This window comes from Olivibacter jilunii (assembly GCF_900607235.1).
GTDB lineage: Bacteria > Bacteroidota > Bacteroidia > Sphingobacteriales > Sphingobacteriaceae > Olivibacter > Olivibacter oleidegradans.
Genome location: NZ_LR027850.1, coordinates 131,121 through 151,867 on the forward strand (window position 1 = coordinate 131,121; position 20,747 = coordinate 151,867).

Genomic DNA, 20,747 nt, shown 5'->3' on the forward strand with positions numbered 1-20,747 from the left:
GAACCCGATCAATGAATACATATAATATGGAAGTAACATCTCAATCGAAGCGAAAGTCTGCATTCAGCTATAAAGATTATTTACTACGTTTAATAAGATTATGGCCGTTATTTCTTTTGAGTTTACTACTGTGCTTTGTGGCAGGCTATGTATATCTCCGGTATTACACCACCCCTTTGTATCATGTAGCAGCAAAAATACTGATCGAAGATGACCAGCAATCCACCCCTTCGGCAGCTCAATTAAATCTTGAGAGCTTACTTGGAACTACAAGTGGTGTAGACAATCAATCGGAGATTCTGAAAATACGTTCATTGATGGAGGCACTCGTAAGGGACTTTAAACTTAATATTATGTGGTTTAAGGAAGAGCCCTTGCGCGATGTAGAAGTTTTTGAAGGGCCTTACAAGCTCGTTTTCAACGGCGTAACTGACACCATTAGTCGGGCTTTACTGCTTACTATGCAGCCTTATGACAGTGCCTTTTTCAATCTATCTTACGAAAGTAATGGAGAACAAAAGATTCTACAGAAGATCCCTTTCAATAGTCCATTCGAATTAGCAGGTTATGGCTCCTTCACTATGGAGAAAAATGGCGAATCCAAAGCGGCGGTAGAAGACGTAGAATACAAGATTAAGGTTTTGCCTTTTGATGATGCGGTTTCTTCGTTACGATCAACCATTACAACGAATATTAGTAATAAGCTAACCACAATTATTGATTTACAGATGGATTGCGCCCTTAAATCCAAAGGAGAGTATGTGCTAAATCGTTACATCGATCAATATATTAAGCAGAATATTCAGAACAAAAGCCGAATAGCAGATAGTACGATTTCCTTTATTGACCAACGCATTATTTTGGTAAACACAGAGTTGACGAGTATTGAACAAAAAATTCAACAATTTATGCAAGGGCAGGGTTTGACTAACATATCGGCGCAATCTCAACTTATGCTTCAGAGCAATAAAGAATATGGACAACAGCTAGATGATGTGCAAATACGGATGGAAGTAATGGATGCAGTAGATTCATTACTTAACGTACCCGGAAGCAAAAGCTTGATATCCGGCAATGTATTGAGTAATGGGCAATCGTCAGACCAGGCGTTTAACGCGCTGATTTCGAATTATAATGGACTCATTCTAGAACGCGATCGCTTACTGATGGGATATCGACCGAACAATCCGATTATAAAAAATGTAGATCAGCGGATTACTTCAGTAAAGGAAAATATTTTTGATTACATCAAGAACACGAGACGTTCTCTGGAAATCAATAAGCAGGAAATTGAGCGCAGCACACGATCGATTCGTGGCGATATACGACAGGTACCCGCGCAGGAGCGTGCTTTTCTCGACTTGTCGAGACAGCAACAGTTAAAGCAGGAACTCTATTTGTTTTTGTTGCAAAAGCGGGAAGAGACCGCTTTAGGGAACACATCCAGTATTGCGGGGATTACCATCTTAGATCGGCCTAAGGCAGATAAACAACCTTTTAGTCCAAAGTCAACCTTTGTTTATCTAGGTTGTTTTGTTGTGGCCCTTTTAATTCCTACAGGCAAGATTTTCTTAGAAGATAGTTTGAATACACGGGTGCAGAGTCGTAAGGATATTGAAGAGCGGACTTCGGCGCCTGTTATAGCGGAACTTAGTCATAATACGTCGGGGATCGATTTGTTGGAATTCAGTTCCTCACGTTCGATATTGGCCGAGCAATTTAGAGGGCTACGTACCAATATTCAATTCCTTTTGGCAGAAGACGAGCGTAAGGTAGTGCTCCTGTCTTCCGGTATGCCGGGAGAAGGAAAATCTTTTATTTCGCTAAACTTAGCCAGTGTCTTCGCCCAGTCGGATAAAAAAGTTCTACTCATGGAATTTGACCTCCGTAAGCCAAAATTGTCTAAAACTTATCAGACGCAAGTTGGGCAAAAAGGGATATCCAATTTTATGGTAAATAAGGAGTTGACGCTTGACGATATTGCGCGACCGGTGGATAGTACCGGGAATGTTTATTTTGTGCCATGCGGGCCGATACCTCCCAATCCGTCCGAATTGATTATGCAAGCACGTACCAAAGAGTTGTTTAGAGTCGCACGAGAACGATTTGATATTATTATTATTGATGCACCACCGATTGGTGCGGTGACAGATGCCCAGCTGCTCAGTAACTACGCTGACTTATTTGTGTTCGTGACGCGTGCTCATTACACACCATATAACCTACTTGCGTTACCGGAAGATATGAAAAGGGAAAGAAGGCTGGGAAATTACGCTATCGTCCTCAATGATGTGCGAAAGAGGGGGAATGGTTATAGCTACTATGGATATGCTTATGGAAGTTATGGTCAAGAGGAGCAATCAAATAAGTGGTGGAAGAAGAAGTAAACAGCAAAGAACCTTAACTTATAAAGAATAATCAATGAACATCACAAAAATCTGCTGCATAGGTGCCGGTTATGTTGGCGGCCCAACCATGGCGGTCATCGCCAAACAATGTCCGGATATTCAGGTTACGGTAGTGGATCTGAATGAATCACGTATTAATAAATGGAACGATCCTAATGTGGAAAATATACCGGTATATGAGCCGGGATTAAGTGGAATAGTGGCGGAAGCGCGTGGTCGGAATCTTTTTTTTACAACGGAGGTCGATCGTGCTATTAAAGAGGCCGACATGATTTTTATTTCGGTGAACACACCAACTAAGACTTACGGAGCAGGTAAGGGGCAGGCCGCAGATTTAAAATGGATTGAGCTTTGTGCCCGACAAATCGCTCGCGTAAGCACAAGTGATAAAATTGTGGTAGAGAAATCAACTTTGCCCGTCCGTACAGCTAGCACTTTGAAGGATATCCTAAAACACACCGGGAATAATGTCAAATTCCAGATACTCTCTAACCCGGAATTTTTAGCAGAGGGCACCGCTGTTGATGACTTGCTAACACCCGATCGCGTGCTGATTGGCGGTGATCAAGATGCGGAAGGGAAACAAGCTATAGAAGCACTTGTGAACATATATGCGCGGTGGGTGCCCAAAGAGCGGATTCTAACGACAAATGTATGGTCTTCTGAGCTGTCGAAGCTTACTGCCAATGCTTTCTTGGCTCAACGTGTATCATCTATTAATGCTTTATCTGAACTGTGCGAATTTACAGAAGCCAATATTGGAGAGGTTGCCCGCGCTATCGGAACGGATAGTAGAATTGGTCCAAAATTTTTAAAAGCTTCCGTAGGGTTTGGAGGCTCCTGCTTTCAAAAAGATATTCTCAATTTGGTATATATAGCCAGAAGTTATGGCTTAAATGAGGTTGCCGATTATTGGGAACAGGTGATTATTATGAATGATCGTCAAAAGAGGCGTTTTGCCAATAAGATTATCAAGACGCTTTATAATACAGTGAACGGAAAAAAGATCGCTTTTTTAGGTTGGGCCTTCAAGAAAGACACAAACGATACACGCGAGTCTGCCGCTATCTACGTCGCAGATCATTTACTTTATGAGCAAGCAAAGATTGCCGTGTATGATCCGAAGGTTTCTGCCGATCAAATGTATGCCGATTTAGATTATCTAAATACCAGAACTGTAGAAGAAAACCAGCTGCTTGTTGATGTAGTACAAGATCCTTATGAAGCCTGTCAAGATGCACATGCAGTAGCTATACTGACAGAATGGGATGAATTCAAGGATTATGATTGGCAAAAAATTTATGATGCAATGCTTAAACCTGCGCATATATTTGACGGACGGAATATTTTAGATAAGGGGCAGCTGGAGCGTATAGGGTTTAAAGTGAGCGCTATCGGAAGCTGATTTTATTTCATTTACTTCATCTGTAATTTTTTGCAATGTAGCAATCTACCTTCCTGGATCAGGTTGGTATGGTGTTAATCGTGTTGAGATATCTCACTTCGGTGATAATGGTGTATTTCTCAATATTGCACATTATAATTGTGTATTTGTGATATAATGATTAGTTTAGCACTAAGTTTTGTTTGTTGCATATTTGGTATTGTCATTTGATTTGAAACGTTTTTGCGTTGACTGAGTTTGGTTGTCTTTTGACAGTCATGTGATGCGATACAGTATATAACGAACGGACATTTCAGAAGGATAACACCCTTCGCTCCCTAACTTAATCTTTTATTTTAAATACATCAACCATGCAACAGGTTGCAACCTTCGCAAGCGAAGCAAAATGTCCTAGGTGTGGCGCGGTTACGGATTATCGTATACCCCGCAACAGATTTGTGAAGCTATTTCTGCCTTTTTACAAGAGAAAATTTTGGTGCCCTAAATGTTCTAATCACTTTTATACACTAAAATAATCGAGCACAAAGGTCGATTTGACAATACCTACATGCACCGGACTGTGCATATTTTTCATTTATTTCTTAAAAGGCGTGTATTGATCAACGCTTCTGCACAATTATTGCCAACCGACAAAATCTGCTGAGGTTGTGGTTGGCTTTTTGTGCGAATTAAACGCTCTCCCGCGTTAAAGGCTATCCTATTAAACAGGGTGTAGCAACACAATTATAGATACAAATAATTTTATGAAAAGCTATCGCTATTTTGTATGGTTGCTGAACGTGTTGTTCGTAACCCTACTGATCAACAGTTGCGACAAGGGAAATGGAGACATGGATCCCGTTGTTGATCTTGACAGCGGCTTGGTTTACTACTTTCCGTTTAGCGGAAACAGCATAGATCAAGTCAGTAATGAAACTTATGACATCAAAGAGGCCACTTTTGGTGCCGATCGTTTTAATGTACCCAATAAGGCGCTAAGAATGGTAAATAATGGTTTGTATGGACAAGGCATGGATATAGGAGCAGGATTGGGTGAAGCTGAAGGAAGTTTAGCCTTTTGGATCAATCTGGATGATCTTGAAAAGCTTCATCCGTTGTTTATAAAAGCTTATTTCCATAACTTCAGTGCTCGGGAATATAATATGTTTATAAACCCCGATAGCACCATGACACTCTATTGGACAAATGAAAATATTTGGCCGACGACACCGAAGGTCATTAAGTGCCAACAATGGCAGCATATCGTTGTCCGCTGGTCGAAGAACAAGTCGGTACTTGAAGTTTTAGTTGATGGCAATATTGTTTTAACTAATTATTATCAGAGCGATCGAATACTAGACCCTCAGGAACCACCTCAGAAAATGGGTTATAGTTATAATTATGAGGGGTCGCATACAGGTTCATCTAATTATTTTCGTGGTAGAATTGATGAAATACGAAAATACAACCGTTGGCTTAGAGACGCAGAAGTGGATGCATTAATTGATCAAAATCAGACATAAGAGCGTATCATGTAGGATAGTCTTAAAAGGTTCTGCTTCAAAAGTAGAACCTTTTTGCTATATATACCTAGCCAAGTACGCAATAATCTATCGTTGGTGTTTTCTCCGAGCGGATGGACGTGAGATATTAAGGTTATCAATTAAAGTCCAAGTGAATTTTAATAGCGATTGCTTTGTAGGTAAGCAATTCCCTTCAACGAAACGTTTCGAAATAAAAGGAAAGTTTTGATAATAAAAAAATATCCGCTAATTTGTGCTGACTAATTAATTATTGATGATCGATTATGCCTGTGCCGCCAATAATAGATCCGTTGACTATCCGGAAGCTTCGTGACGGAAATGAACAGGCTTTTCAGCTCATTTATCAACAGTGTCATCAATCCGTATTTCGCTTTGCCTATGCGTTTCTTAAAGATATTGAGTTAAGTAAAGAAGTGACCCAAGAAACCTTTTTAAATTTATGGATTCACAGAAACGATTTGTCGGACGAGTTACCACTATATCCTTATATTTTTGCCAAAGCACGGAACTTGACAATTGATGCCTTCAGACGATCTACGGTTGTAGTACGAATGCAGGAAGAAGCGACAAAATTTTCGATACACCTAAGCACAGAAACAGAGGATACAATCTTACTGAATGATCTACGACAGATCACGCAACAGGCGTTAGATAGATTGCCTAAACAACAAAAACTGGTGTTTGAACTTAGTAGAACCGAAGGGCTCTCTTATGAGGAAATTGCCAGTGAACTACGGATATCTAAAAATACCGTAAAATATCACTTGGTATGCGCCTTAAAAAACCTGCGATTATATTTGGCACAACATGACATCTTTTACTCGGTTTTGATTGTCTATCTTTTGTGGCGAAAATAATTTTTTTAATCTTACCCTACCCTCTTTCGGCTTTCATGCGTTTACCCTTACAATAGTATCATTTTTATATAGTTTAATGACGAAAGATCGCTTGCTGCTCTTACTTACGGCCTATTTAGAAGACAATTTACTTCCGGAAGACTATCGGGTTTTAGTGGACTATCTTCACGAAAAGGGGCACGAACAAGTGTTAGACGAGGCTATAGTAAGCATTATGGATGAGCTTGACCTGACGACAGATATGCCGATCCCCAGTGATGAGATTTATCAGGGAATCATTCAGGATAGTCGTTTTAAAGAATCGGCGCACCTATCTTTTCAAAGGAAGCGGCACCCTAAGAAACGACCATGGCTTCTAGTTGCGACGGCTGCTATTGGTTTGATTTTGGTCTTGTTTGGCGGATGGTTTTTAAGTTATGTTAATAATGGTTCAACGAATTGGCAAACTTCAAGTGTTGCGTCAAGTAATATTACTCCCGGCGGAAAGAAAGCAATTTTAACATTGGCAGATGGTACCTGTATTGCGCTGGATAGCACGGCTAATAAAGAGGTAGCTGTGCAGGGAAACATGCATATACGCGCTACCCGGGGAAGATTGATTTACGCGTCTGATGTTAAAAAAAGCAAAGAAAGTAATCAAGAGCTTTTGAATACCATCGCTACACCAACTGGCGGTGAATATCAGGTTGTATTGCCGGATGGTACGAAGGTGTGGCTAAACAGTGCCTCTTCCATTAGTTATCCACTTGTTTTTAGTGAAAACGAAAGGAGACTATCCATGAAAGGAGAGGTTTATTTTGAAGTAGCCGCCGATAAGAGTAATCCCTTCGTTGTTGATGTAGCAGGTGTACAAATTGATGTGTTGGGGACGCATTTTAATGTCTGTGCTTACGCCGATGATAAGCTGATAAAAACGACGTTGGTACAAGGGAGTGTGCAGGTTAGAAGAGGAGAGGAACGACATCTTCTAAAACCGGGGCAGCAGGCGCAGACCAGTTTAACAGCCGAAAAAACGGAAATAGTATCCGTTGATTTGGAAGAAACATTAGCTTGGAAGAATGGCAATTTTTTCTTTAACAGTGAACCCTTGGAGCGTGTAATGAAAAAAATCAGTAGATGGTATGATGTAGAAATCGAATATAAAGGGAACTTTGAAGGGAAACGATTGGATGGGACCATCTCCAAAGCAGAGGATATCCGACAATTACTTGCCGGGTTTGAAAAAACGAAAATAGCACGTTTCACCATTAAAGGAAGGAGGGTAATCGTTATGAATTAAGCTAACCTAAATGGTGCGAAGGTAAGGAGATCAGGAGCGCACCACCGCCCCTGATCGTGCGACCTGTCGCCGCCATGTTCATCAATTTAAGTTTAAGGACCTAATATTAATAAACCTGTACTCAAATGTATAAAAATTATACTGCATTTGTTTGCGCTATTGCTATGCGCAAACGATTTAGACTTTTCCTGATTATGAAGGGGATTATGATCCTAGTGTTCCTCGCCCTCCACGCTCAAGCTGCGATCTATGGACAAAGCATTAATCTCAATCGAAAAAACGCCCTTTTAAAAGATGTATTTCGAGAAATCCGTAGGCAGAGCGGCTACAACATTTTAATTGATGCTAATTTGTTGGAGAAAACCCGACCTTTTAACGTAACACTTTCGAAAAAAAATATAAACGAAACGATGCAGCAAGTGCTGCAAGGGCAGGGGCTATCATATGAGATTATGCAGAAAAACATCATCGTATCGAAAATTGAAACAACGTATATATCACTTCTTGATAATAAGAATAGCTCAAAGAAGAGACAAAGCATGGTTGATGGTACGGTACGTGATGCAAAGGGAAAACCTTTATCAGGAGTGACGATTGTAGTAAAGGGCTCGAATATCGGTGTGATTTCCGATGAGGACGGTAAATATAGGATAGAAGTTCCGAGTGATGCAACACTCATATTTAGCATATTGGGCTTTGCTTCCGTGGAAGTGAACACGAAAGGCCGCATCAAAGTGGACGTGGTGATGGAGGAAGAGGATAAACAAATGGAGGAAGTGGTGATAACCGGTTACAGTACGATTGAGAAGAGACATATCGCGTCATCTGTTGCCGAATTGAATATGGATAGAGCAACCAATAGGCCTATTTTTAAATTGCAGGAGGCCTTCAGTGGTACTTTGCCGGGTGTTACTTTAATGCAAGGTAATAATATGCCGGGAAGTGTGCCGGGGACTATTTCCATTCGAGGGGTCGGTACTTTGCAAGGCGCCGAACCTTTGGTGATCGTAGATGGCATGGAGCAGAGCCTGACCGACCTTGATCCCAATCAGATTAAAAGCATCAACGTCCTAAAAGATGCTGCTTCAGCTTCTTTATATGGATCGCGTGGTGCCAATGGAGTTATCATTATTGAAACGAAACGAGGCCAAACCGGTCAGTTTAAGGTCGACCTACATTCTTGGACCTCATTCAATGAGCCTATTGATAAACCCAATTTTGTAAGGGCAGCGGATTATATGCGCTTAAATAATGAGGCCCATCGGGCACAGGGGCAATCGCTGCTTTTTACAGATGAGCAAATTGCCTTAGCTGATCAAGGGCAGTATACGGAAATAAACTGGTTGGACCAAGTCATGCAACAGCGGGCGCATGCACAGAACGTTACAGCCAGTATATCCGGTGGCGGAGGTGTAGGGACTTTTAATCTGATGCTCGGCTATATTAACGAAAGCGGCCTTAATCAGTACGAAGGGTCGGAGAAGTTTAGTGCCCGCTTTAATACCAATATCAATGTAGCAGACAAATTTGTGCTATTGGCTGATTTTTACGCACATCGCTTGCAAGTGGACCGGTTACAACTCAGCGATATTGATGATGATCCCAGTGGAAATTGGTTGTATGAGGATGCTTGGAAGATGAATCCAACTCAACCTGTTTTTTATGAGTCGGATAAACCGGAGCATTATATTTTACATAATAACCTAAACCCCTTGGCCTCTATTGCGCATGGAGGAAGAAGAAATAATATGTACGATGTAAGCACGATCAACTTGCGACCCAAGTATTTTTTGAAAAGTAATTTGTTTTTGGAAGGAAATGTTTCTTATACCATTAATAAGTCGGCGAGCAAAATTAAGCGCTCTACTTTTATGTTTTATGATGGAGACGGTAAACCTGCAGCCACCTGGGCCAATTATGTTGGCGCAAAACAGGGCGTAAGTGTGAGCCAACTTACCGCACGGGCGAATATTAATTACGAACAAGATCTAAGGGGGCAAAAGGATAAGCTCTATCTGATTGCAGGTTCAGAAATTATGAATTATAACTACACGGATTATAGGGAAGTTAGCAAGGCCTCTTTTTTTGGTAAGGTAAATTACGCTTTCGATAATCGTTATATCGTCGAGGTTACGGCCCGGGCGGATGGTAGCAGCAAGTTTGCTCCAGGGCATCGTTGGGGAATGTTCCCTTCTGCTGCTATCGCATGGAATGCCCAAAATGAAAAATTCTTTGACAATATACGTTCATCAGGAGCAATTACGAATCTCAAACTGCGGTTTTCATATGGACGCATTGGAAATGAAAATGTAGACCCCTATCTATGGCAGGAAAATGTAAATGATTGGGGTTGGACGATGCGTGTACCTAATCCCGAATTTTCCTGGGAAAAGCAAAAGCAATGGAACGTTGGGTTAGATTTGACTGCATTGAACGATCACCTTAGTTTAACAGCCGAAATTTACAATAAGCATTCATACGATCTTATCTATGGACGTTTTCCGGTGCCACCGCTTACAGGATCTAATAACCTCGAATCGGCTGTCAATATTGGCGAAGTTGAAAATAGGGGGTGGGAAATCAGCGCGCAATGGTCTGATAAATTAGGTGATTTTAGCTATACCATTGGAGGAATGTTGTTTGATAATCGTAATAAAGTCTTAAAAGCTGGATACGGAGCAAATGATACATTAATTTTTAAAGACAATGAGAATAAGATTTGGTATCCTGGAATCGCCTTAGATAATTATTACGGATACCGAAGCAACGGTTATTTTCAAAACCAGGAAGAGGTCAACAATACAACAGCTAAATTACCGAATACCCTGCCGGGAGACATCCGTTATATCGATCAAAATGGTGACGGTATCATCAACGAGATGGACCGGGTAGACTTGGGCGATCCTTTTCCGCACATGAACTATGCAATCAATATAGATCTGCGTTATAAGCGCTGGGATTTTACGGTGTTGGGACAAGGTGTAGGCAAGCGCACTGGATGGGTGAGCGGCTTGGAGGGCTATCCTGTACTAATGGATGGTACAAATAATAGCTTCGGCACACCTCGTCAGGAATACATGGATAACCGTTGGACGCCCGAAACACCGAATAGCCGGTTTCCGAGAGTATGGACCGGTGCCAGTTCTAATGCAGTACTCAGCGATGTTTGGCTAAGTAATGCGGCCTTCTTCCGTATCAAAATGATCCAACTGGGTTACACCATCCCTCGATTGGTTAAGGGAATTCAAAATGTGCGGATCTATCTAAATGCGCAGGATGCTTTCACCTTCACGAAATGGGAAGGTTTAGAACCAGAGAGGAACGGTGGTAATGGAAGTTATCCACGGATGGCTATTTATAGTATCGGCCTTCGTGCCACAATTCTGTGAGCGTTATTTCAATGACAACAAAAAATAAGAGATGAAAAGGAAATTATTTATACTGATTTTATTAAGTTATATAGCGTGTGGCTGCGAGAAATTTTTGGACAAAACGGATCCTACAGCAACAACGTTTCAAGAGTTCTTTGTAGATGAAGATGATTTACGCAGGGTGGTGTATAGCACTTACCTGGATGTTTTTACCAATCGGAGTGATCGTCGTTTATTGTCTTACATGAAAGATGCTCGATCGGATAATGCGTATAGTCGCGCCGAAAGTGACCATCATCAACGCATAGCGAACGGTACCTTTAACAGTAATACAAGGGCCTTTGAATACTATTGGACCATTCATATGAAGCATATCGGTCGGATAAATACGTATCTGGCAAATATCAATGTGCCTTATGTAGAGGACGAAGCGGTAAGGCAAAGATATAAAGCCATTTTGGAAGGCTTACGCATTTGGCATTATTTTGAAGCCGTTATGCGCTGGGGAGATATTCCGTTTGTGTTGGAACCAACTACGATTGAGGGATCCAAAGTAGCTCCTACCCCAAAGGCCCAAGTATTGGATAACTTATTCAGCATGGCTGTTGAGGTAGCGAATCGGTTGCCCGATAATGAATATACGACTAATAAATACATGTTTAATCGATACTCGTTTAAAGCCTTGATTATGCGCTATGCTTTATTCAACGAACGTTATGAATTAGCCGCCCAACTGGCAAAGGAGATCATGGATAGTGGTAAATATCAATTGTATAGCAGCTATCGCGATTTGTTTCAATACGAAGGTGATACAAAAAACAAGGAATTTATTCTTCATATGGAACGGGAGAGCGTGGGAAATGCAGCGACTTATTCATTCCGCGATCTTGGGCCACATTTCCGAACAGGGAATGGTCAATCATATGCAGTGCCTTTGAAATCGCTGGTAGATGCTTACTGGACCTTACAGGGACGTCCGATAGATCAATGTCCATTGCATACAAAAGAAGAATATGAACTCAATCCGGGGTTGAATCGGGATCCACGTTATGCTGCTAGTATTATGGGACCCGGTGATACTTTTTATGGAGAAAAAATTGATATCTACACGCCCGGCAATCCGATGTTCTATGAAAATCAACGCGCCAGTAAATCGGGGTATTGGTTTCGAAAGTTTGTATCGGAGGCCGATGCGTTTAGAGACGGAACCCTGACTTTCGGTTTAATTCGATACGCGGAGGTCCTACTAACTTATGCGGAAGCGAAAATTATGTTGGGTCAAATCGACGAGCTGGCGAAAAGCTGTATTAATCTGGTGCGTGAACGTGCGGGTTTAGACATGTCAGTAGCTAATGTAACTTTACCTGCCTACAGCGCTTATACACAACAACAATGGGTTGAATTACTCCGCAACGAACGACGCATTGAGTTTGCAGGAGAGGGGCTTCGTTATGAGGATATACTTCGTTGGCGCATTGCTGAGGAAGTATTGAGCCAGCCTGCACTCGGACACACACGTTTAGTGAATGGAAAAATGGTGTCGTTGAAAATCGAAGATCGTCACTTTGCACCACATAATTACTTGTGGCCTTTCCATCAAACGGTACTGAGGGTGGAGCCTAATTTAAAACAAAACCCAGGGTATTAACTTATATTGTAATAGATGAGAAGAAAATCTAGTCGATAAGGCTGGATTTTCTTCTCCAATTTAGAGCGATCTATTATAACCTTCGGATGCGGTTCATAATATTCTCCCGATGTTCCAGCATATCTTTCTCGTCTTTTTGAAGATATCGGAGCTGCTGTGCGCGATCTGTTTTGTCAGCACTATCTTCTTCTTCTTTTGATGGAAGATTTCCTAGGCTACGTACTTGATCGAGGTGTTGAAACAGATTGCTAAGTGCCCGATGAACGTTGCGAAGATATTTCTCGTTAATTGAATCGAGGTGTGAATTGGTTAATTCCCCTACGTCCTGAAAGGAAAGTTTCGTGATTTTATTGTTTGTAATTTGAGCAGAAAAATCTTGCGAACTTGGAAAATCCCAATGTAAATCGTGAACAGTAGTTGTTGTAATTTCCATAGTAAATGCGTTTAAAATCAATACTATCCATAATAGTACAATAGCCGTACCAAAGTACCTTTAGCGGGTATCAAATTAGGAAAATATTGACGAGGGATTAATTATCCTAGTGTAATTTACAAAAGTTTTATTTAATAAGGTAAAACCCAGCTTTTCTTCGCATTTTGCATCAGCTATAGTGAAGAAATAAGTAAATGTAAAAATATGATGCTAAAAAAACCAAAAGCAGTGTTATTCGATTTAGACGGAACTTTAATAGATTCAGAGTGGTTTTACTATAAAGCTTGGAAAGCGGTGTTAGCCACTTACGGCTTTATACTGGAAAGTGAATTATGGCTTACATCGCTTGCCGGTAAAACAGATGTTCAGGCAATTGATGTGCTACAAAAACAATATAATTTCCAACCGGATGTTAATGAGTTCTTGTCAAAAGTAAAATCGAAAGTAGCACAGCAGTATGATGAAGAATTAGTACCATTGATGCCTGGGGCAAAAGAGCTGATTAGTTATCTGCATAAAGAAGAAATCGTGATCGCTCTTGTTACTTCCAGCAAGCGGGAAGTTGCTATTTACTATTTGGAAGCCCATGATTTGATGAAATATTTTAGGTGCTTAGTGACGCGTACGGAAGTTAAGAATACCAAGCCACATCCCGAGCCGTACCTTATGTGTGTAGAGCAATTAGGGGTAGACAAGCAGGATTGTCTGGTACTGGAAGATTCTGTAACGGGAACAACCGCGGCAAAGGCCGCCGGGTTGATGTGCTGGGGTGTACAGACACATGAGTCGATTCGCCAATCTTTACTAGTTGATCGTATGTTTGATAATCTTCACCAGGTATTGGAAGAGTTTTTAGCAGTTAGTTAGTAGTTAGCGGTTAGCTAATAGTTGTTAGTTATTGGTTTTTGGTTGTTAGCTTGGGAACTAAAGCCGAATTGCTGCTATCTTTTTCTGATTCCTATTTTATTTTATACCTTTACAGAAAGGGGCTTCTCAGTATACTCCTTTATTATCTAACCAATTATAAACATCGAAATGCATATCGGAGGTGGTCAATGCAATCTAGGTGACAATGCCGTTTTCGAACGGACGTATAAGACCTACTATGCCGCACTTCGTTTCTTTGCAACAAAATATGTGGGGGATGACGAAAGTGAAGATATTATCGAATCGCTATTTCTTCGTCTCTGGAAGCAGAAGAAGGTGTTAACAAATGAGACGCATCTGAAAGCGTTTCTATATCAAGCTACCCGAAATGCCTGCCTAGACTTTATCAAAACACAGGGACGAATACACAAAAGACATAGCGTTTGGCTTGATCAATGTGAAGAAGTTGAACAGGACTATCTCCATGATTTAATCCATACTGAGGTGTTGGCGGAATTATATAGAGCAATTCAGCATCTACCCTCTCAATGTAAGCATGTGATGCAATTAGGATTTGTAGAAGGCCTAACGAATGAAGAGATTGCTCAATCCTTGGATCTATCTGTACAGACGGTAAAAAACCACAAAGTAAGAGCTTTAAGAATGCTGAAAAAGCAATTTGCAGGAAGTGTTTCGGGGCTCTTATTCATTCACCTTTTTCTTTCTTAAAAAAATAAGTAATCGAATAGGTACGTCTTTCTTCGTTTGTCGTATATAAGGTAAAAATTTGCCGAACATGACGAGCAAGGCCTTTTATAAACAGGAACATATTATTTATTTACTTTCGAAACGATTGCAGCAGCCGCTTTCTATAGAGGAGGAAGAGGAAATCGTCGTTTGGCGTCAGACATCCCAAGCCAATCAGCTACTTTTTGAACAATTAAATGATCCTTCCAAGGTGAGCTCGTGGTTAGCGAAAATGAAAGCTTACGACCTTGAAGCTAGCATGGACCGTATTAAGAGGCGAATGGTGGTGAATAGCAAAAGACAAAAACAAAGAACGGTCTATTGGATGGCCGCTTCTATACTGATTTTTCTGTGCATGGGAGGGTTATTTATGTACGAAAAGAACCATAAAGAAGTTAAGCAAATGATTCCGCCTGGCCGCCCGATAGCGCAGTTGAAGTTACATGATGGCTCGACGGTCGATTTGGATCGCCTATCAGCTGGAGAAAGCACTTCGCGTGCCGGGGTGCGGATTACTAAAACTGCTGACGGCCAAATTACTTGTAATTATACAACTGTAAGCGGGAGGAAACCTGTTGCCAATTACAATACCATCGCGACGCCGATAGGCGGTGAGTATCGAGTCGTTTTACCTGACGGTTCGCTCGTATGGTTAAATGCCAATTCTTCTTTAGCGTTCCCTTCGCAGTTTACTGAGCGCAAGCGTAATGTGCGACTAACAGGCGAGGCCTATTTCGAAATTGTACATGACGTTGGACGTCCCTTTATCGTGAATACTAGACAACAGACTATCTATGTTTTGGGAACAAAATTTAATGTGCAGGCGTATCAAGATGAGCTAGCAATGAAAACAACGTTATTGGAAGGTGCTGTTCAAGTCCGAACAGCCCATCAACAACAAGTGCTAAAAGTAGGAGAGGAGGCCCGTTCTTATGTGGCTGATGATCGATTGGATATTGAACGAGCGGACATAGAAGCCGCGCTTGCTTGGAAAAACGGATATTTTGTCTTTAACGATGAAAATATTGTTGATATCATGAAGAAAATAGGACGCTGGTATCAGATCGATGTTACTTATGTGGGAGATATGGAGGATAAGATTTTTGCCGGTACTTTTTCTAAAAGGAAGAGCCTGCAGCATCTGTTAAGCAGTTTAGCTGCTACGGGAGAGATTACTTACGAAATAAAAGGAAGGAGGGTGACGATTATGTCTGAGTAATAGAAAAAGCTGACCGGAAATGCGCTAACACTTCCGGATCAGTAGCTTAAAGCTGAACATTAGGTCAATTCCTTTTCGTATTAAACAAACCTAATAATCAAATGTACAAAAAAAATACTGCATGGAATAGTGTTGCACTTTTGCGCTGTTTCTTAAAATTAATAGCGGTAATGAAGCTCATTTTCATCTTAACCATCATCTGTAGCCATTGTTATGCGATCAGCTTGGCGCAGCGAGTTACCTTAAAGGTTAACAACGTTGCGATAAAAGAAGTAATGCGGCGGTTAGGAAAAATGACAGGCTATGATTTTATCTATAATGTTGATCGTTCTAACACCCTGAAACAGGTGTCTATCGACGTAAAAGAGACGCCCATAGAAGAGGTATTAAAGCAGTGCTTTTATCCTTTAAAGGTAGAAATCGTCTCGAAAGAAGAAAAAACTGTTGTATTAAAACTAAGTGAGCGATCCTCTCTTGGAGGGGTAAGCCTAGGGCCACCAGAGCTGTCACAGTTAATAATAGAAGGACGTGTAACAGACAAAGATGGAAGAGGCTTGGAAGGGGTCTCTGTTTTTGTTAAGGAGCATCCAAAAGTAGGTACGATAACGAATAGTGATGGCTATTATTCATTATCTGTTCGGGACGGAGCCTTCATCGTGTTCTCATTTACCGGCTTCCAACGGAAGGAAGAGTCAATTGGGCAGCGTACACAGATTAATGTGACGTTGGCCGAACAGGAGTCGGCATTAGACGAAGTAGTAGTAGTAGGATATGGTACGGTGAGACGAGGAGATTTAACAGGAGCAGTATCTACCGTAGGGGAGAAGGACATTCGCGCTACGCCAATTGTGGCCTTAGACCGCGCCATGCAAGGGCGGGTGGCGGGCGTCAATGTTACCACAAACTCGGCTAGGCCCGGGGGAGCCACTACGGTACGCATTCGTGGCACAGGTTCCGTTAACGCAGGCAATGAACCTTTATATGTTATTGACGGCTTCCCGACCAGCGATCTCAACTCTATTAACATCAACGACATCGAATCAATGGAGGTCCTGAAAGATGCGTCAGCGACAGCTATTTACGGATCGAGAGGTTCAAATGGCGTCATCATGGTAACTACACGTAGAGGAAAAGTCGGAAGATCCATTGTGAGTTACGACGGTTATTATGGAGAGCAGAGCGTACGACGAAAAATCCCCCTGTTGAATGCCCGGCAGTTTGCAGAATTTGTCAATGATGCCAATGTTAATAATGGTTCGGTGCCCTATTTTGACGGAAGTAGTGACGAACGTCCGTTGCCTTCAAGTTTAGGTGAAGGTACAGATTGGCAAGATGTCATCTTGCGCAAAGCACCTATACAAGATCATCAATTAGGTATATCAGGTGGCTCCGAAAAAACGCGCTATGCCATTTCGCTTGGCTATTATGGACAAGACGGTATCGTTATTGGTTCTGATTTTAAACGTTATTCACTTCGGACAAATGTAGATAGTGATGTCTCAAGTCGGCTGAAAGTGGGCCTATCTGCACAGGGTGTACACACTTCCAGTAATAGCGCGCGTACGGAAATAGCGGGCAATACCGCTTATGAAAGTGTGGTTTCTTCAGCTTTGAACTATTCGCCAACTTTTCCGGTATGGAATTCCGATGGAGCTTACTTTACTAACCAGGGACCCCTCAATGGTTTGGGGGCTGATAATCCCTATGCAATGTCACAGGAATTCACCAACAAAGGTTCTTTGATTCGATTTTTAGCAAATACCTATGCAGAATTTAAAATCAGCGATCATCTGAGATTTAAAACTACATTGGGCGCCGATTTACAGTCCAATAAGGCAAGCAATTATATTTCACGCCGGGTAATTACAGGTGCGAGCTTAGGCGGAAGCGCTTCTGTCGCATCTGCACAAACTATCAACTGGTTAAACGAAAATACCTTGACTTATGAGCGCACTTTCGGATCGATTCATCAACTTAACGCATTGCTAGGGTACAGCTATCAGCAGTCTGATTATGAAACGGCCACGGCCAATGCCAATACTTTCAATGATGACTTTGCTAAATATCATAATTTGGGAGCCGGGTCGACACTTATTCCGGCTAGCTCAGGTGTAAACCAGTGGCGATTGATTTCATATATCGCACGAGTCAACTACGGTTTTGACGATCGGTTCTTACTGACACTCACCGGTAGAAGGGATGGATCCTCTCGTTTTGGCACCAATAATAAGTTCGGTTTTTTCCCCTCCGGTGCGTTTGCTTGGAAAGTACGGAATGAAACCTGGATGCAGGATTTGAAATATTTATCAGACGCAAAACTTAGGATCAGTTATGGACTTTCCGGCAACCAGGAAATTGATAATTACCGTTTTTTGGCAAATATTACACCGCTTCCCTATGTGTTGGGCGGAGCATTATTAACAGGTAATGCACCTCAGGGAATAGCCAACCCGGATTTACGTTGGGAAAAGAACGCGCAACTTGATATTGGATTGGACCTTGGGTTCTTTGATAACCGGCTATCCTTCACCGGTGACTACTATGTGAAAACAACTTCGGATCTTTTGTTCAGTGTAGGAGTCCCCACGAATTCGGGTTTTTCTTCAATGCTCCAAAATATCGGTCGCGTGCAGAACAAGGGAGTTGAGCTAGCATTGAATAGTACCAACATTGATCATGGTGGTTTTCGTTGGACGAGCGCTTTCAATATAACATTCAATAAAAATAAGGTACTTGCGCTTGATAATCGCACAGAGTTTAGAGCGGGTAGTGATGCACAAGTGCATAGAACAAATATCAGTCCGATTTTAATGCGTGTGGGAACGCCGATAGGCAATTTTTATGGGTTTAAAATGGAGGGTATTTTTCAAAATGAAAACGAAATTGCAGCCTCAGCACAACCTAACGCAAAGCCCGGTGATATACACTATGCAGACATTAATGGCGATGGTATTTTTAATGATGAGGACCGTACGATTATCGGGAATGCAAACCCGGATGCTTTTGGTGGCCTTAATAATACGATCTCTTATAAGGGTTTTGATTTAAATATCTTTATTCAAGGCACCTTCGGGAATGAGGTTCTCAATTACGGCACTTTTGACCAAATGAATATGACGGGAGGAAATAACCAGTCAACCCGTGTGTTAGACCGGTGGACTCCTACCAATCCCAGTAATTCGGTGCCGCGGGCCAACGCGGCTGGTGGATCTCGATTGCTTTCCACACTCCATGTGGAAGATGGGTCTTACATTCGTTTTAAAAATATTTCTTTGGGTTATACTTTGCCTACCAGTTGGTTACGGTCACTCTCGGTTAGTTCCTGTCGTATTTATATCACGGGTCAAAACCTCTTTACGATCACTTCTTATACCGGGTATGACCCCGAAGTAAACAGGTTCGGAAGTGATACGATAAGCCAAGGTATTGATTATGGGGCCTATCCGGCGGCGAAAACGTATTTGTTGGGACTGAATGTTAAATTTTAATATGGAAAATATGACATACACGAAACGAGTAGTTTTAGGCTACATAAAAACGATTGTTTCGCTCTCATGCTTGGCAATGATATTGTTTAACTGTGAGAGCCGATTGGATGTAACACCCCTCTCCAATTTAACAGACGCGACGTACTATAAAACCGCGGAAGATGCAAAAGCTGCGTTAGGGGCTTGTTATGCGAGTATAAGTAATCCGGATGTCTTTATTGATTTAGCTACTTCCGATGATGCTGTTCCGTTTTTGACGGGGGACGCTAACCGCCCGCTGTTGTGGCGCTATGATATAACACCCGATAATGCTTTTATTCGCTTCTATCCAGCTGCTTATACGAGCATTAATCGGTGTAATATTGTTATCAATCGATTGCCAGCGATTGCGATGGATGAAAACCTGAAGCAGCGTTATATTGCCGAAGCAAAATTTTTACGGGCATTGGCTTATTTTAATTTGGTACGCCTTTACGGAGGGGTTCCTATTATGACAACTGAAACGGATGGCTTGGAAGGCTTGGAAGTTGCCCGCGCCTCTATAGACGAAGTATATCAACTTATCGAGAGTGATTTGTTAGCAGCGGAACAGGTACTTCCACTATCATATGACGGAATCGATAAAGGGCGGGCGACGCAAGGTGCCGCCCAAGGTGTTTTGGCGAAGGTTTATCTTACTAGAGCGGGCACAGACCGCGGTTCACCTTATTGGCAACAGGCAGCGGCTAAAGCAAAGGAAGTGATGGATCAAGGGGTTTATGATCTTTATCCAACTTTTGCCCAAGCCTTTTCGTTACAGGCGAGGGGAGGTATAGAAAATGTATTTGAAGTTCAGTATTTAACCGACGTACGGGGGCATAGTTTGGGGAGAGGGTACGGTATTCGCTCCGCGCCGATTTATCCAGGCGGTGGTGCCGGTATTGCACGAGTAGCAGCAAATCTTTTTAATTTATATCAAGACAACGATCAACGGAAAGCAGTTTCTTTTATTACCTCTTACAGCTATCAAGGAAAGACGGTTGAATTATCGGTTACTGATCCGAATCCCGCCAATGCGGTATCTTTCCAAAAACTCTGGGACAAAACGGCGACAACAAATGGTGGGGAGGGAACCAGCTTTCCGATTTTACGATTTGCGGACGTATTGTTGATCTATGCCGAGGCGAGTAATGAGCGTGATGGGGCCCCGTCTGTGGAAGCATATGAAGCACTTAACCGAGTGAGACAACGCGCAGGTATTAATGCACTGGGTGGTCTTGATTATGAGTCTTTTCGAGCGGCTGTTTGGCTGGAGCGCCGATTAGAATTAACTTTCGAAAATAACAGACGATTTGATCTAATACGAACCGGCCAATTACTACAAGCCATTAAAGCAGATACCGGCTTTGGACGAAATGCACAAATTCAAGAACATCATACCTTGTTGCCTATTCCGCAATTGGATATGGATGTTAATCCACTACTGGAACAGAATCCGGGGTATTAATTAAAGACAAATTATT

Annotated in this window: 13 protein-coding genes; 12 read left to right on the plus strand and 1 reads right to left on the minus strand. The window is 41.8% G+C overall.

The features are described from left to right. Window positions 1–11 precede the first annotated feature (11 nt). The 7 genes from E0E36_RS11895 to E0E36_RS11925 all read left to right on the plus strand — a co-directional run bounded on the left by E0E36_RS11895 (window position 12) and on the right by E0E36_RS11925 (window position 12,491). A complete protein-coding gene (locus E0E36_RS11895) occupies window positions 12–2,387 on the plus strand; it encodes a GumC family protein (RefSeq protein ID WP_130856142.1) in 2,376 nt (791 codons plus the stop codon). A gap of 34 nt (window positions 2,388–2,421) precedes the next feature. Then, complete coding sequence (locus E0E36_RS11900; protein ID WP_130856143.1) at window positions 2,422–3,813, plus strand: UDP-glucose 6-dehydrogenase; 1,392 nt, start codon at window positions 2,422–2,424, stop codon at window positions 3,811–3,813. Window positions 3,814–4,556: 743 nt separating this feature from the next. Then, entirely contained in the window at window positions 4,557–5,315 is a 759-nt protein-coding gene (locus E0E36_RS11905; RefSeq protein WP_130856144.1) for a LamG-like jellyroll fold domain-containing protein, read from the plus strand. Window positions 5,316–5,599: 284 nt separating this feature from the next. Then, complete coding sequence (locus tag E0E36_RS11910) at window positions 5,600–6,193, plus strand: RNA polymerase sigma factor (protein ID WP_130856145.1); 594 nt, start codon at window positions 5,600–5,602, stop codon at window positions 6,191–6,193. Between the two features lie 76 nt (window positions 6,194–6,269). Then, complete coding sequence (locus tag E0E36_RS11915; RefSeq protein ID WP_130856146.1) at window positions 6,270–7,472, plus strand: FecR family protein; 1,203 nt, start codon at window positions 6,270–6,272, stop codon at window positions 7,470–7,472. Between the two features lie 125 nt (window positions 7,473–7,597). Further along, window positions 7,598–10,861, plus strand: a complete 3,264-nt coding sequence (locus E0E36_RS11920) for a SusC/RagA family TonB-linked outer membrane protein (protein ID WP_207303755.1) — start codon at window positions 7,598–7,600, stop codon at window positions 10,859–10,861. A 31-nt stretch (window positions 10,862–10,892) separates the two neighbouring features. Then, on the plus strand, window positions 10,893–12,491 hold the full coding sequence (locus E0E36_RS11925) for a RagB/SusD family nutrient uptake outer membrane protein (RefSeq protein ID WP_130856147.1): 1,599 nt from the start codon (window positions 10,893–10,895) through the stop codon (window positions 12,489–12,491). A 73-nt stretch (window positions 12,492–12,564) separates the two neighbouring features. On the opposite strand, the gene E0E36_RS11930 is transcribed toward E0E36_RS11925, so the two are convergent. Beyond that, entirely contained in the window at window positions 12,565–12,924 is a 360-nt protein-coding gene (locus E0E36_RS11930) for a hypothetical protein (protein ID WP_130856148.1), read from the minus strand. Window positions 12,925–13,128: 204 nt separating this feature from the next. Here E0E36_RS11930 and E0E36_RS11935 point away from each other — a divergent pair, with 204 nt between their 5' ends. From E0E36_RS11935 to E0E36_RS11955, 5 genes are all read left to right on the plus strand, one after another. After that, a complete protein-coding gene (locus E0E36_RS11935; protein WP_041387246.1) occupies window positions 13,129–13,791 on the plus strand; it encodes an HAD family hydrolase in 663 nt (220 codons plus the stop codon). 168 nt (window positions 13,792–13,959) lie between these two features. Continuing rightward, a complete protein-coding gene (locus E0E36_RS11940; RefSeq protein ID WP_130856149.1) occupies window positions 13,960–14,520 on the plus strand; it encodes an RNA polymerase sigma-70 factor in 561 nt (186 codons plus the stop codon). 67 nt (window positions 14,521–14,587) lie between these two features. Further along, the gene (locus E0E36_RS11945; RefSeq protein WP_130856150.1) at window positions 14,588–15,757 is read left to right on the plus strand and encodes a FecR family protein; all 1,170 of its coding nucleotides are present in this window, start codon (window positions 14,588–14,590) and stop codon (window positions 15,755–15,757) included. 101 nt (window positions 15,758–15,858) lie between these two features. Continuing rightward, window positions 15,859–19,245, plus strand: a complete 3,387-nt coding sequence (locus tag E0E36_RS11950) for a SusC/RagA family TonB-linked outer membrane protein (protein WP_130856151.1) — start codon at window positions 15,859–15,861, stop codon at window positions 19,243–19,245. A 10-nt stretch (window positions 19,246–19,255) separates the two neighbouring features. Next, the gene (locus tag E0E36_RS11955) at window positions 19,256–20,731 is read left to right on the plus strand and encodes a RagB/SusD family nutrient uptake outer membrane protein (protein WP_242627194.1); all 1,476 of its coding nucleotides are present in this window, start codon (window positions 19,256–19,258) and stop codon (window positions 20,729–20,731) included. The last annotated feature ends 16 nt before the right edge of the window (window positions 20,732–20,747 follow it).